Consider the following 13,927-nt stretch of genomic DNA (forward strand, 5'->3'; position numbering starts at 1 on the left):
CATGAGGTTGTGAGGATCCTCTGGGTCGCAGTCCCGCTCCTCTTCCTCGGCTTCGCGTGGTGGCTGGTGAGCGTGACATCCGTGCGCAATCCGGACACCTGGGCGACCGTGCTCGGATTTCTGGTCGCTACCATCGCTCTCGTCCTCTCCCTGATCAGCGAGACCGTCAAGCGCAGAGGGTCACGCCCCGATCGGCGACGCCGACCCCCCGGCAGCGAGAAAACGCAGATGACGAGCGACGATGACGACTGACGATCCACCCGTCGTTCCCACCGCCATCAAATGGTTCGCGACCTTCGCACTCGCCGGCCTCCCCGCCCTGATTGCCCTGGCCTCCCTGATCCATCTGTCCAGGGGTGACTCTCAATCGCTGCGCGTGTTGACCCAGCACGTTCCGGTGACCGGGTTGCTGATGTCCGCCTTCTACGACGCCATACGTTTCGGCGTCACTGCGGCGGCCATCCCCCTCGTGTGGGTCGCGCACATCATGCAGCCGGACACCCTGAAGCCATGGATCAACTGGGTATACGCCGCCGCGAGCGCCTGTGCGGCCTTCCTCGCCGCGATCACAACCTTCTCGTGGCTCCTCACCGGACTGGTGATCGCGGTCTGCTGGTCGAGCGCTTTCCTGATCTGGCGCCGCAGCCGGATTCCCGCCGCACGGCATGGCTGGCACCGGAAGCTTCTGGTCGCCCTGCCCCCGGCCATTGCCGCGATTGCTGTCCTGCAGGTCTTCTCCCTCACCGCGCCGATGCCACTCGAGATTGTCGAGAACCGTCAATGGCCTGCCCCGAGGGTCGTATACGTCGTCGCCGTGCAGGACATCAATACCATCGTGCTGAACTTCGACGGCTCTATCGAGATCATCCCGAACGACGACGTTACGTCACGCACCGTGTGCAACGACGAGGTCGCCTATTCGTCGATGGCCCAGAACCGCAATCTCATCGCGCTTCTCAACGGCGCTGCCGACCACGACCGGTCGGAGCTGTGCCGCGACTTCGACCATTACGTCCCGGAGTAGAGCGGAGGCGGACGGGAATCGAACCCGCCCAACTCGGATGCCGAGTTGCACCGGTTTTGAAGACCGGGAGGGGCACCAGCCACCTGAACGCCTCCGGGGCAAACACTAGCGGGGCGGTGGGCGGGGCGGTGGGCGGCATGCCAGAGTGGGGTGGTGACGACCACCGATGCACCGCGCCTCACCCAGTACGCGCACGGTGGGGGGTGTGCCTGCAAGATCCCGCCCGGCGAGCTCGAAGCCGTGGTGGCGGGGCTGGTCGGGACCGGCACGCCCAAGGGGCCCGGTGAGCTGCTCGTCGGGCTGGATGACGGGGATGACGCGGCCGTGGTCAGTTTGGCTGCGGGCACGGCTGTGGTGGCGACCGCCGACTTCTTCACTCCGGTGGTTGACGATGCGTACGACTGGGGACGCATCGCCGCGGCCAATGCGCTCTCCGATGTTTATGCGATGGGTGGCACGCCTGTCGTCGCGGTCAATTTGCTGGCCTGGCCCCGGGATCTGCTGCCGATGGAGCTCGCGGCCGAAGTGCTGGCGGGTGGGCTGGCGATCGCGCGGGAGGCCGGCTGTCATCTGGCCGGTGGGCACAGCGTGGACGATCCGGAACCCAAGTACGGCATGGCGGTCACCGGCATCGCCGATCCGGAACGGCTCATGCGCAACGACGCCGGTGTGGCGGGGGTGCCGCTGACACTCACCAAACCGCTCGGCGTCGGAGTGCTCAACAGCCGGCACAAGGCGACCGGCGAGGTGTTCGACGAGGCGGTCGCCGCCATGACCACGCTCAACCTGGCCGCCTCGTCAAAGGCACTGGGAGCGGGAGCCGTCTGCGCGACCGACGTGACCGGCTTCGGGCTGCTCGGCCATCTGCACAAGCTGGCCCGGGCCAGCGGCGTCACGGCCCGGGTCGAAGCAGCCAAGGTTCCCTATCTGGCGGGGGCCCGGCAGGCGCTCGCGGACGGGTACGTCAGTGGGGGCACCCGCCGCAACCTCGACTGGGTCCGCCCGCACCTCGACGCCGGCGTGGACGAGGACGAACTGCTGCTGCTGGCCGACGCCCAGACCTCGGGCGGGCTGCTCGTGGCCGGTGAGGTGCCGGGCTACCCGGTGATCGGCGAGCTGATCCCGGCCCGCGCCGACGGCACGACACTCGAAGTGGTGCGATAACAAGGATCCGCACCGGCGAGAAGCAACCGGCGAGAGGCGGTACGGCGGCGCTTGACTTCGAGTGCACTCTAACTGGAAGGCTGAGGGCCGCAGCGAGTGCTGAAAAGTGAACGCCGCAGCGCTCCGAAAAGCGGACGAACCGGGGGTACGGGTATGGCGAACGGAGTCACCGTCGGCGAGGCCGCGGACATGGTCGGCCTCAGCGTGCACACCCTGCGCTGGTACGAGCAGGAGGGCCTGGTCGAGCCGATCGACCGCGACTCGGCCGGCCGCCGTCGTTACTGCGACGACGACATCGGCTGGCTGCGGCTGCTGATCAGGCTTCGGAGCACCGGCATGCCCGTACGGGAAATGCGCCGTTATGCCGAGATGGTGCGAGCCGGCGACGAAACGCTCACTGACCGTCTGCAGCTTTTTGTCGAGCACCGCGAGCGCGTCCTGGCCCGCATCGACGAGCTGCAGCAGGACCTCGCGATGCTCGACATCAAGATTTCCCTGTACGGGGAGATGGCCCGGGCTCACCAGGAGTCGCTGCCCGTGAGTTGAGCCGTTCCCGCTGCGGCACCACGGTGTAGCGCGGGTCCTTGGCCGACTCGACACCAGCCTCGAACACGCCGAAACGGGTCAGCGCCGAACCCGCCAGCAACGACACGCCGGCCAGCGCCGACACGACCCGACTGCGCCGCCCGACCACCGCCCCCACCGCCCCGGCCACCGTCAACGCCCGCGCGAGCCGCAGCAGCTTGCCCGGCCGTCCGTGGTGGTAGGGCTCGCTGAGCAGCCCGTAGTTGTTCTCGACCCGGTGCCCGGCCGCCAGCTCGACCGCCGCGCCCGCCACCGCCATCCGCCGCGCCGGTTTGCCCGGGGCCGCGATCAGCCCGACGCCGGCGCCACTGGCCAGCGCACTTCCGGCGAACATGAACGGCAGATCCGGGTAGACGGCGTTCCAACTGGGCACCGCAGTGTCGGCGAAGAGCACGGCCGTGTACGTCGCCAGCCCCGGAGCAAGCGCAGCCGCCCCGTAGCCCGCGGCCGCGCCCACCGGTGGCAGCACCCGCCGGGCCAGCCCGAGCACGCCGCGCTCCGGCAGCAGCGGCGCGACCTCGGCCGCCGCCGCCACACCGGCCGCGCCACCGAAGAAGCTCAGCAGCCAGGTGCCCATCGACATCGGGGACGTCGGTTTGGCCACGCGCAGCATGTGGTGGAACCGCTCGGGGCGGCCCAGGTCTTTGATCAGGAAGAACGCGCTCGCGCCCAGCGCCCCCATCGTCGCCGCCCGGCCGGCCCGGCGCAGCACGACGTCACCGGTCGCCTGCCCACCCGCCGCGAGCAGCGCCGACCCCGCGGCCAGCCCACCGGTGAACAGGTAGATCGCGATGTCGTGGGTCCACACCGGAGGCCGCACGATCGGCCGCCCGTAGTAGGACTGGAAGTCGGCGCGCGGAACCATGGACCGGTCACCGCCGCCGCGCTTGCCCCCATCACGACCGGAGCGCTGCGAGCCCTGCGAGCCGCTATCCGCCGCGCGAAAACCGGACCGTTGCGAACCGCCGCCCGGCCCGTGAGAACCGGAACGCTGCGAACCGCCGCCCGGCCCGTCAGAACCGGAACGCTGCGAACCGCCGCCCGGCCCGTGAGAACCGGAGCGCTGCGAACCGCCGTCCGGCGCGGGAGAAGGCGCGGGAGAAGCGGGGCTCACGGACGCCTCCCCGCGAACGCCACCACAGCCGCCGCGGCCATGGTCAACGCCGCCCACCCCGCCCGCTTCCACATGTGCGGCAGGTCGCGCGTCGGCACGATCGGGTCGGGCGGCAACCCGTACACCTCGGGCTCGTCGAGGAGCAGGAAGAACGCGCCGTCCCCGCCCACACCGTCGTCCTCGCTCTCCCCGTAGAGCTGGGCCGAAGCGACGCCCTCCGCGTGCAGTTTCTCGACCCGGGCCCGGGCCCGCTCCCGCAGTTCGTCGAGCTCACCGAACTGGATCGACTCGGTCGGGCACGCCTTGGCGCACGCCGGTTCCAGTCCGTCACCAAGGCGGTCGTAACAGAGCGTGCACTTCCACGCGCGCCCGTCACCCTCGCGACGGTCGATCACCCCGTACGGGCATCCGGAAATGCAGTAACCGCAACCGTTGCAGATGTCGTCCTGCACGACGACCGTGCCGAACTCGGTGCGGAAGAGCGCGCCGGTCGGGCAGACGTCGAGGCAGCCGGCGTGGGTGCAGTGCTTGCAGACGTTCGACATCATCAGCCAGCGGAAGTCGCTGCGCGGCGCCGGGTCCGTACGGCCCGGCAGATCCGTCCCCGGCATACCAAGGAACTCAGGGCCAGCGCCGTGGAACCCGGTGCCGGCGCCGTGGAACTTAGGGCCGGCGCCCACGAACTCAGTGCCGGCCGTGGCCGCCGCGGCGAGGGCGTCGACGGCCGGCGGGATACCCGGCTCGGTCCCGGTCGGCACGACTTGCTGGGACGCGACAACATTGGCCGCGGGAGCCGACGAAGGCCCGGTCGGGAGCCCGAGAAACGCTTGCGACCCCCGGGACGGCTGCTCGATGAACGCCACATGCCGCCACGAATCCGCGCTCAACCCGCCCGTGTTGTCGTACGACTGCCCGAGCAGGTTGAACCCGTCGTCCGGCACCGCGTTCCACGTCTTGCAGGCCACCTCGCACGCCTTGCACCCGATGCACACGGACGTGTCGGTGAAGAACCCCATCCGCGGCGGCGCATCGGTGTACCCGGCGTCGGGCGCGGGATCGACCGGCCCGTACAGGCTGTTACTGCCCATCGTCGTCCGGCTCCTCCACGGTCACGATCGGTGTGTGGTGCCCGGGAACCAGCCCCGCCCGCTCCCGATAATCCTGCACGTACCGCAGCAGATCATGCCCGGTGGGGCGGCGGCCCGGCCGGATGTCGCAGGTGCCCACCTTGCTCTCCTGGATGAGCACGTTGGGGTCGAGCGTGATCCCGATCAGGTCGTTGGCCGAGTCGCCGGTGACCAGGCCCTCGCCACCCCAGTGGTACGGCATCCAGAGCTGATGCACCGTGCGGCCCTCGATGCGCAGCGGCACGAGCCGGTCGGTGATCAGCACCTTGGCCTCGATGGCGGCGCGGGCGGTGACGATGTGCGCCCACCCCGTGTGCTCGAGGCCGCGCTCGGCCGCCAGCTCGGGTGACACCTCGACGAACATCTCCGGTTGCAGCTCCGACAGGTAGGCCAGCTGCCGGCTCATGCCGCCCGCGGTGTGATGCTCGGTGAGGCGGGAGGTGCTGAAGACGTACGGGAAAACCTCGGAATGTCGCTCGGGCGGGCTCGGATTGGTGGGGTTGTCGGAGCGGTCGTAGACCTTGCGGGTCGGGTTCGCCTGCTGGCCGTAGAGCGGGTTCCGCACCATCGATTCGGCCGGTTCGTAGTGTGTCGGCATCGGCCCGTCGATCAGGCCACCGGGCACGTAGAGCCAGCCCTTCCCGTCGCCCTGCATGATGAACGCGTCGTCACCCGAGATGGCCTCGACGCCGGACGCGCCCTCGGGCGGCCGATAGGAGGGCGGCTTCTTCTTCTCGAAGTCGGGCACGTCCTCGCCGACCCATTCGCCCTTGTCGGCGTCCCACCACACGTACTTCTTCCGCTCCGACCAGGGATTACCCTCCGGGTCGGCCGACGCGCGGTTGTAAAGGGTGCGCCGGTTGGCCGGCCAGGCCCAGCCCCACTCGGGCGCGACGTAGTTCTGCTCACGCCCCGGTTTGCGCCGATTGGCCTGGTTGACGCCGTCGGCGAAGACACCCGTGTAGATCCAGCAGCCACCCGACGTGGAGCCGTCCGGTTTCATCTCGTTGAACGTGCTCAGCAGCTTGCCGGTGGTGAGGTCGTACCCGTTGATCTCCTTGAGCACGGCCTCGCCATCCGGCTCGTCACCCGAGCCGTAGTCCCAGGTCAAATTCAGAAGAGCCTGGTCCCGCGTACGGGTCGATCCAGCCAGCCGTTCCCGGATGATCCGCCCGAGGTGGTAGAAGAACCACAGCTCGCTGCGCGCGTCGCCCGGCGGGTCGACAGCTTTCTCCCGCCACTGCAGCATGCGCTGGGTCTGCGTGAACGTGCCCTCCTTCTCGGCGTGGGAGGCGGCCGGCATGAAGAAGACCTCGGTCTTGCACTCCTCGGGCGACATCTCCCCGGTGGCGATCTCGGGCCCGTTCTTCCAGAACGTCGCGCTCTCGATCATGTAGAGATCGCGGACCACGAGCCAGTCCAGGTTGGCCATACCCAGCCGTTGGGCCCGCCCGTGGGCCGAACCGACGGCCGGGTTCTGCCCGAGCAGGAAGTACCCCTTGATCTTCCCGTCGATCATGTCGAGGACCTGCTGGTAGGTGCCGTGGTCGCCGGTCAGGCGCGGCATCCAGCCGTAACCCCAGTCGTTCTCGGCCGTCGCCGCGTCACCGAAGTACGCCTTCATGAGACTCACCGCGTACGACTCGGCGTTGGCCCAGAAGCCCTTCTGCCCCGGATGGCGGATGTCGTCGACCCACTGCCGGAACGTCTCGTGCGTCTTGTAGTGCGGCATCGGCAGGTAGCCCGGCAGCAGGTTGAACAGCGTCGGGATGTCGGTCGAGCCCTGGATGCTGGCGTGCCCGCGCAGCGCCATCACCCCGCCACCCGGCCGGCCCATGTTGCCCAGCAGCAGCTGGATGATCGCGCCGGTGCGGATGTACTGCACGCCCACGCTGTGCTGCGTCCAGCCCACCGAGTAGACCAGCGCGGTCGTACGTTCGCGGCCCGAGTTCGCGGTCCACGCCTCACAGACCTCGAGGAACTTCGCTTGCGGTACGCCGCACAGCCGCTCGACGACCTCCGGCGTGTAGCGCGAGTAGTGCCGCTTGAGGATCTGATAGACGCAGCGCGGGTCCTTCAGAGTGGGGTCGCGGGGCACGTCGGCGGGCACCGGCGGGCCGTGCGACTCGTGCTGCTGGGCGCTGGCCGTCTCGCGGTCGGCGTGCGACTCGCCGTGGCTCTGCCCCTCGTGCTCCTGCCCCGCGTACATCCAGCTGGACTGGTCGTACGTGTTGGTCTCGGGGTTGTAGCCGCTGAACAGCCCGTCGAGATCCTCGGTGTCGAGGAAGTCCTCGCTGACGAGCATGGACGCGTTGGTGTACGCCAGCACGTACTCGCGGAAGTCCTTCTCGTTGCTGAGGATGTAGTTGACCACGCCGCCCAGGAACGCGATGTCGGCCCCCGCGCGCACCGGCAGATACGTGTGGGCCAGCGCGCTCGTACGCGTGAACCGCGGGTCGACGTGGATGACCTTCGCACCCCGGTTCTTGGCCTCGACGACCCACTGGAAGCCCACCGGGTGCGCCTCGGCCATGTTCGAGCCCTGGATGACGATGCAGTCGGCGTTAGCCAGATCCTGGAGGAATCCGGTGGCCCCGCCCCGGCCGAAGGAGGTTCCCAGACCGGGAACCGTGGCGGAGTGTCAAATACGCGCCTGGTTCTCGATCTGTATCGCGCCCATGGCGGTGAACAGCTTCTTGATCAGGTAGTTCTCTTCGTTGTCGAGCGTCGCCCCGCCGAGGCTGGAGATTCCCAACGTACGGTTGAGCGCCGTCCCGTGCTCGTCCGCGTCCTGCCAGGTCGCGTCGCGGGCCGCGAGCACCCGATCGGCGATCATCTCCATCGCCGTCGGAAGATCAAGTTCTTCCCAGTCTTTCCCGTACGGCCTCCGGTAGAGCACCTTCTGCTGCCGGCGCTCGCTGTTCACGAGGCTGAGACTGGCCGAGCCCTTGGGACAGAGCCGCCCCCGCGAGACCGGGCTGTCGGGGTCGCCCTCGATCTGGACAACTTTCTCGTCCTTCACGAAGATCCGCTGCCCGCACCCCACCGCACAGTAGGGGCAGACCGACTTGGCGACCCGGTCGGCGGTCTCGGTGCGGGCCGTGAGCTCCTTGGACTTCCTGGACTGGGCGGCCGCTCCCCGCCCGAGCGGGTCCGTGCCCGTCAGCTGCCGATAGACCGGCCAGCCTTCGATCCACGTCTTGACGCCCACGATCAAACCCTAGCCCCCGTACGGGCGCCCCGCACCCGGACCACACGCGCGCTCCGCGAGGTTGTCCACAGATCGTGCCGACATAGCGCCCGGCGGCGATACTTGGACCGATGGCCAGCTCCACGAACGCCGAGATGCGACGGTGTCCCCGCTGCGGGCACCTCACGCGCGCCGACCGCATGGTCAAGGGCTTCGGCCGCGACTGCGCCACCCAGCTCGGCCTGGTCGGCCGTTCGATCGACGTCGGCCACGAGGGCCCCGACCTCTTCGACCTCCTGCCCGAGACGGAACCACCGGACGAATGCGACGGCGGCGACCGCCCGGCCGACCGCCCGTTCGGAGGGTGATTCTGTCGCACCCCTGCGCTTACATGATGGGGTGCGAACGCTGCGGGTCGGAGGTGCGGCGCTGCTGGCCGCCCTCGCCGCGGCCCTGTCCGGTGTCGCGATCAACGCTGCCACCGGCTCCCGGGCGCCGTGGTTCCCCACGATGGACAGCCACTACCTGTGGTGGGTGGCCGCCTCGGTCGTCGCGGTCTCCGTCGCTGCCCTGGTCTCGGCCCACGTCGTCGACAACCGTCTGGTCGCGCTGGTCCCGGCCCGGCACCAGGTCGAGCCGTGGGTGGAAGACCGCCCGGCCGAGGTCAACCTGATCGTCCGAGCCCTGCGACGCCGAGGCGCCCGCACGGTCGGCATCACCACGGCGGTGCACGGCGCGGGCGGCTTCGGCAAGACGACGGTCGCCCGCATGGTCCGCTCCGACCGCCGCATCCTGCGCCGCTTCCGCGGCCGGGTCTACTGGGTGACCCTGGGCCGCGACACCCGCCGCGGCGGCCTCGTCGAGCAGGTGAACGACCTGGTCAGACAGCTGGCCCCCGACCGCGCCCAGCCGTTCACCGACGTCCGCCAGGCCGCCGACCATCTGGCCGCCGTGCTCGCCGCCGGCCCCCGGCGCCTGCTGATTCTCGACGACGTGTGGTTCGACGACCAGCTGGCGGCCTTCCCGGTCGCGGGCCGGGCCGCCCGCCTGGTCACCACCCGCAACCCAGCCCTGGTCGGCGCCGACGGCGTGCCGGTCAAGGTCGACCAGATGTCGTCGTCGCAGGCCCGCAAGGTTCTCACCGCCGGGCTTCCGGAGCTCTCCCCTGCCCTGGTTGAGTCACTGCTGGCCGAAACCGGGCGCTGGCCCCTGCTCCTGCGCCTGCTCAACAAGATCCTCGTCGAACAGCTCAGGCTGCGCTCCGACGCCGGGTCTCTGGCGACCGAGCTGCTGAGCCATCTGCGCCGCGGTGTCTCCTCGATCGACAACCTGACCGGCGTGCCGGTGCGCGAGCTCGACCTCGACGACCCCGACCAACGCGACGACGCGATCGCCGCGACCATCGAGGCGAGCACGAGCCTGCTCGACCAGGCCGAACGGCAGCTCTTCACCGAGCTGGCCGTCTTCGCCGAGGACGAGACGATCCCCGAGAGCCTGGTGAGTGCCCTCTGGGAGCGGACGAGCGACCGGTCCCGGCCCGAAAGCGTGGCGCTGTGCGGCAAGCTCGCCCGCCTGGCGCTGATCACGGCCGCGGACAACGGAACGATCACCCTTCACGACGTCGTCCGCGACTACCTGGGCGCCGAACTGGGCGAGTCCCGCATACGAGATCTGCACGGTTTCCTGGTCGAAGCGGCGGTCCCCGACATCAGTGAGGCCTGGCGTCAGCCGGTGTCGAACCGCTACCTCGGCGACCACCTGATCCAGCACCTGATCGCGGCCGGGCGCGGCGAGGTCGCCGAGGCGGTGGCCACCGACTTCCGCTGGGCCGAAGCACGCTTCCGGGCATCCGGTCCGCTCGCGCCGCACGCCGACCTCAGCCTCGTCGAGGGCTCCCGCGCCGAACGTCTCCGGCGGCTGCTCGGCCAGATCAGCCACCTCGTGCGCCCGACTTTGCCCGAGTCGTCGGCCGTCGACATCTTCTACAGCCGGACGGCCCACGACGCGGATTGGGGCCCGCCTGCCCGGGCGGCGGCCGAGACGGCCGGCTGGCCAGGTCTGGTTGCCGACTGGCCGCTGCCCGACGTTCCGAACCCCGCGCTCCGGCGGACGCTCACCGGTCACGACGACGCCGTCCGCGCCCTGGCCATCGCGCCGGACGGGTCCTGGCTGGCGTCGGCCGGTGACGACCGCACCATCCGGATCTGGGACCCGCACACCGGCCGGCAGCTCCGCCGCATCGACTGCCAACAGAACTGGACGGCCGCGATCGAGATCTCCCCGGACGGCACCTGGATCGCCTCGGCGGGCGCCGACCGGACGGTACGTCTCTGGGACAGCCGGACGGGTCGCCAGCGACTGCGATTGTCCGGGCATCGCTTGCCGGTCTCCGCCGTCGCGATCTCACCCGACGGCACCTGGCTCGCGTCGGCTTCTCAAGACTCGACAATCCGGATCTGGGACACCGGCTCGGGAAAAGAACTTCGCCAGCTTCGCGCGCAGACCGAACCGCTCGTGGCTCTGGTCGTCGGGCCGGACGGCCGGTGGCTGGCATCTGGCTCGGCCGAGGGCACCATCCGGACCTGGGACACGGCAACGGGAACCGAGCAACAGAGCTTCCGTACGCTTCCGATCACCAGCCTCACAGTTCACTCTGATGGCCGGAGCATCGTGGCGGGCGCCTTCTCTGGTGAACTCACTGTCTGGGATCCCGCCGTCCCTTCCGAAAGCCAGAGAATGGTCGACCGCCCCGGCACGCTGAAGGCGCTGGCGTGCTCGCCGGACGGCATGTGGCTCGCCACCGGCAGCGACGCCAAGGTCGAACTGCGCCACCCCGGCACAGGTCTCCTGCTCTCGGAGCTGGCCGGGCACATGTCGACCGTCACTGACCTGACTTTCGCCCCGGACGGCTCCTGGCTGGCTTCATCAAGCGACGACGGAACGATCCGTGTCTGGGACCCGGCCGCCGCTGCTCTTGTTCAAGACAGCACGAGACCGCCGTCGCGGGTGACGTCGTTGGCCGTCGCGCCAGACGGAACATGGTTGGCCGCGGCCGGCACCGTCGGGCTACGCATCATCGACGGGGTCACCGCCGCCACGAGGTTCAGGCTCGACGGCTACGCCCGCGAGCCCTACCAGATTCTGGGGACGGCGCCGGACGGTTCCTGGCTGCGAGCCGCGGTCGCCCGTGGTGTCCTCACCTGGGGTTCGAAGACCGGGGAGGTCCTGGACGGGTCACCTCCCCGACGCGCGGACCGGGCGGCGCAATCCCACGACGGAACCTGGTTCGCGACCAGCCACCGCCAAGGCTCGATCCATCTGTGGGACGCCGACACCCACATGCAGCTGATGCGATTGAGCTGCCGCAATCGCTACGTGACGGCACTGGCCGTCGCCGTGGACGGCTCCTGGCTGGCGGCCGCCTGCCAGGGACGAGCCCGACCGGGTGGTTCCGACGGTGCGCGGCGCGTGATCCAGATCTGGGACGCGGCCACTGGCGCGGAGCGTGTGTTCATCCGCCAGACCTCCGAGGTCCATGCGCTGGCGGCGTCCCCCGACGGCACATGGCTGGCGTCGGCGAGCCTGCAGCCCTGGATCCGGATCTGGGACTCCGGCACGGGACGACACCTTCGCGACCTCGACGGGCACGTGGGCGGGGCGACCGATCTGGCCGTCGCCGTCGACGGAGGGTTGCTGGCTTCGGTGGGTCGGGATCAGTCCGTACGGGTCTGGGATCTCACGACTTTCAGCTGTGTCGCAGTCATGCGTCTCGAGCAGCCGATAGCTCACTGCGCATGGGATTCCGGCGGCAATGTTCTGTTCGTCGGGGGCGAGGCCGGGCTCTACCGGTTCACGTTCCGCAGGCTGGCCCACGACTCGCCGGAAAGACACTCCGAACCAGGGCTGCGCAGCGGCTGATCAGGGGTCTAATCTGCATCCGCTCCCGTCACCCGGATCGGGGAGGGCGGGGACTCCGGCCGTCGCCCTCGGGCTTGGCCTGCTGCTTGCTGGAACCTGCGCCCGCGTGGCGTCGCGAAGGAGAAACTGATGCGCCGGATCATTGCCGCCCTGCTGGGCGCGGCCCTGGCCCTGGCTCCGGCTGCCGTCGCGCAGGCCGCGCCGGGTGAGGTTCTGCGGGTCGGCAACGTCAGCGTGGCGCCCGGTGGCACCGGCGAGGCGTGGGCGATGTTCAGCGCGCAGCGCAACAACCAGCCGTCGCCGTTCGCGATCGAGCTCGACGTCACCGAGGCCTCCCGGCTGGTCACGATCACCACTGACTACCCGTGCACGATCACCACGACCAAGATCAGCTGCCCGTCCCCGCGCACGTTCTCCCTCGATCTGCGGCTGCGGATCACCGCGAAGCCGGGCGTCGAAGCCGGGGCGACCGCGACCCTGCCCGCGCGGGCCGTGGCTGCGGGCACCACGCGGGCGAGCGCGACCGGCCGCATCACCATCGCCGAGGGCGTCGACCTGGCCGCGGTCGAGTTGCAGAACGACGTGAGCATCGCCACCGGGGCCAGGGCCGATCTGGCCGCGGGGGTCCGCAACAACGGCGACGAGCCGATCAACGGCGTGGTGCTCTCCCTCCGTACAGCGGAAGGGTTCGGTCTTGAAGCACGGCGGAACTGCGCCCGGATCGATCACGGATTCGCCTGCCGGTTCGCCGATGAACTGGCGCCCGGTCAGGAATACCGGCTGGCCACACCGTTCCCGCTGATCGCGGCCAAGACGCTCTGGGCGCCGGCCAAGTGGGGCGCCCGGTTCGAGTGGTCGACCGAACAGGACTGGATCGACCGCGAGGGCAAGCTGCCGGCCGGGACGAGCGGCCCGCAGCTCGAGCTGGCGCCGGTCATGCGGGCCGCCGCGCCGCAGACCGACGTCGGGCCGAGCGCCAACGACGACGACTTCTCCATGACCATCACCGGTGTCAACAAGTCCAACATCAACGCGATCGGCGCCACCGCGAAGGCCAAACCCGGAGAGACGATTACGGTACGGGTCGGCGTGCGCAACAACGGCCCGGCGCGGTTGGAGGGGTACGGCGCGGAGCTCGGCTCGTACCTGACGGTCGGGGTCACGCCGCCCGCCGGCACCACCGTGGTCGGCACTCCGAAGCTGTGCATGCCCTGGAACATGAACAGCCCGGTCCCGCCGCCGTGGCCGGCCGGCGCCCACTACGAAGACGGCAACATCTACTGCTTCAGTGACGACATCTCCTGGTCGCCGTACTACCCGGGCGAGACCACCACGTGGGAGTTCAAGCTGCGCGTCGACCGCCCCGGCACGCTGCGCGGCAAGATCTTCACCCAGGTGGTCGGCCCGTCGATCGCACCCCAGGGCGACTCCGATCCCGCCGACGACGACGCCGCGATCGTCATCACGGCGGCGGCCGCCGGGGGCGGCGCGGGCGGCGGAGGCGGCGGCCTCCCGATCACCGGCAGCAACACCACACTCGTTGCCGTGATCGGTTTGGCCTTGCTGCTCGCGGGAGCGGCCGCCATGGCGTTCACGCGCCGTCGCCGCTGAGCGCCCGGCCCCTCACTCCCCGCCGGTCGACGCACCGGCCACCGGTAGCGCCGCCGCCGCGGGCCGGGCCTCAGTCGCCGTGGGGCTCGCACGCGCCGCAGCGGCCGCCCGGTCAGGGCCGCCGACCACCGCGATCGTGCGGCAGGCCGGCGACGCCGAGACGATCCGGGCCCTGATAAAGGCGGAGGTGCCGC

At 70.0% G+C, this 13,927-nt stretch carries 9 protein-coding genes, 1 tRNA gene and 1 pseudogene; 7 read left to right on the forward strand and 4 right to left on the reverse strand.

Annotated elements, in window-relative coordinates; genetic code table 11:
- Positions 1-9: 9 nt before the first annotated feature.
- Together JIG36_RS35965 and JIG36_RS35970 are read left to right on the forward strand one after the other, a co-directional pair.
- A complete protein-coding gene (locus JIG36_RS35965; RefSeq protein ID WP_203380902.1) occupies positions 10-252 on the forward strand; it encodes a hypothetical protein in 243 nt (80 codons plus the stop codon).
- On the forward strand, positions 242-1,024 hold the full coding sequence (locus JIG36_RS35970) for a hypothetical protein (RefSeq protein WP_203380903.1): 783 nt from the start codon (positions 242-244) through the stop codon (positions 1,022-1,024). The genes JIG36_RS35965 and JIG36_RS35970 overlap by 11 nt, the downstream gene beginning before the upstream one ends.
- 2 nt (positions 1,025-1,026) lie before the next feature.
- On the opposite strand, the gene JIG36_RS35975 is transcribed toward JIG36_RS35970, so the two are convergent.
- A tRNA-Sec gene (locus JIG36_RS35975) sits at positions 1,027-1,119 on the reverse strand.
- A 55-nt stretch (positions 1,120-1,174) separates the two neighbouring features.
- Between JIG36_RS35975 and selD the strand changes: the two genes are divergently transcribed.
- Positions 1,175-2,188 (forward strand): selenide, water dikinase SelD, encoded by a 1,014-nt coding sequence (gene selD, locus JIG36_RS35980; RefSeq protein ID WP_203380904.1) that lies wholly within the window; start codon positions 1,175-1,177, stop codon positions 2,186-2,188.
- 153 nt (positions 2,189-2,341) lie between these two features.
- On the forward strand, positions 2,342-2,734 hold the full coding sequence (locus tag JIG36_RS35985) for a MerR family transcriptional regulator (protein ID WP_203380905.1): 393 nt from the start codon (positions 2,342-2,344) through the stop codon (positions 2,732-2,734).
- Here the strand turns inward: JIG36_RS35985 and nrfD are convergent.
- From nrfD to fdh, 3 genes and pseudogenes are all read right to left on the reverse strand, one after another.
- On the reverse strand, positions 2,673-3,638 hold the full coding sequence (nrfD, locus tag JIG36_RS35990; protein WP_203380906.1) for an NrfD/PsrC family molybdoenzyme membrane anchor subunit: 966 nt from the start codon (positions 3,636-3,638) through the stop codon (positions 2,673-2,675). The two genes, JIG36_RS35985 and nrfD, sit on opposite strands and share 62 nt — an antisense overlap.
- Positions 3,639-3,883: 245 nt before the next feature.
- Entirely contained in the window at positions 3,884-4,975 is a 1,092-nt protein-coding gene (locus JIG36_RS35995) for a 4Fe-4S dicluster domain-containing protein (RefSeq protein ID WP_203380907.1), read from the reverse strand.
- Positions 4,974-8,225, reverse strand: a pseudogene (fdh, locus tag JIG36_RS36000) (formate dehydrogenase); the annotation flags it as partial. The gene JIG36_RS35995 and the pseudogene fdh, both read right to left, overlap by 2 nt.
- A 110-nt stretch (positions 8,226-8,335) precedes the next feature.
- On the opposite strand from fdh, the gene JIG36_RS36005 reads away from it, so the two are divergent.
- The 3 genes from JIG36_RS36005 to JIG36_RS36015 all read left to right on the forward strand — a co-directional run bounded on the left by JIG36_RS36005 (position 8,336) and on the right by JIG36_RS36015 (position 13,733).
- A complete protein-coding gene (locus JIG36_RS36005) occupies positions 8,336-8,572 on the forward strand; it encodes a hypothetical protein (protein WP_203380909.1) in 237 nt (78 codons plus the stop codon).
- A 31-nt stretch (positions 8,573-8,603) separates the two neighbouring features.
- Positions 8,604-12,122: an NB-ARC domain-containing protein gene (locus tag JIG36_RS36010; protein WP_203380910.1), complete on the forward strand. Its 3,519-nt coding sequence runs from the start codon at positions 8,604-8,606 to the stop codon at positions 12,120-12,122.
- A 129-nt stretch (positions 12,123-12,251) separates the two neighbouring features.
- Positions 12,252-13,733: an LPXTG cell wall anchor domain-containing protein gene (locus tag JIG36_RS36015; protein WP_203380911.1), complete on the forward strand. Its 1,482-nt coding sequence runs from the start codon at positions 12,252-12,254 to the stop codon at positions 13,731-13,733.
- The last annotated feature ends 194 nt before the right edge of the window (positions 13,734-13,927 follow it).

The sequence above is a fragment of the Paractinoplanes ovalisporus genome (genome assembly GCF_016834655.1).
GTDB classification, from domain to species: domain Bacteria; phylum Actinomycetota; class Actinomycetes; order Mycobacteriales; family Micromonosporaceae; genus Actinoplanes; species Actinoplanes ovalisporus.

Coding starts and splice junctions, on each gene's coding strand:
- JIG36_RS36005 (WP_203380909.1), top strand. CDS start 8,336: ATGGCCAGCTCCACGAACGCCGAGATGCGACGGTGTCCCCGCTGCGGG.
- JIG36_RS35970 (WP_203380903.1), top strand. CDS start 242: ATGACGACTGACGATCCACCCGTCGTTCCCACCGCCATCAAATGGTTC.
- JIG36_RS36015 (WP_203380911.1), top strand. CDS start 12,252: ATGCGCCGGATCATTGCCGCCCTGCTGGGCGCGGCCCTGGCCCTGGCT.
- JIG36_RS35995 (WP_203380907.1), bottom strand. CDS start 4,975: ATGGGCAGTAACAGCCTGTACGGGCCGGTCGATCCCGCGCCCGACGCC.
- nrfD (WP_203380906.1), bottom strand. CDS start 3,638: ATGGTTCCGCGCGCCGACTTCCAGTCCTACTACGGGCGGCCGATCGTG.
- JIG36_RS35985 (WP_203380905.1), top strand. CDS start 2,342: ATGGCGAACGGAGTCACCGTCGGCGAGGCCGCGGACATGGTCGGCCTC.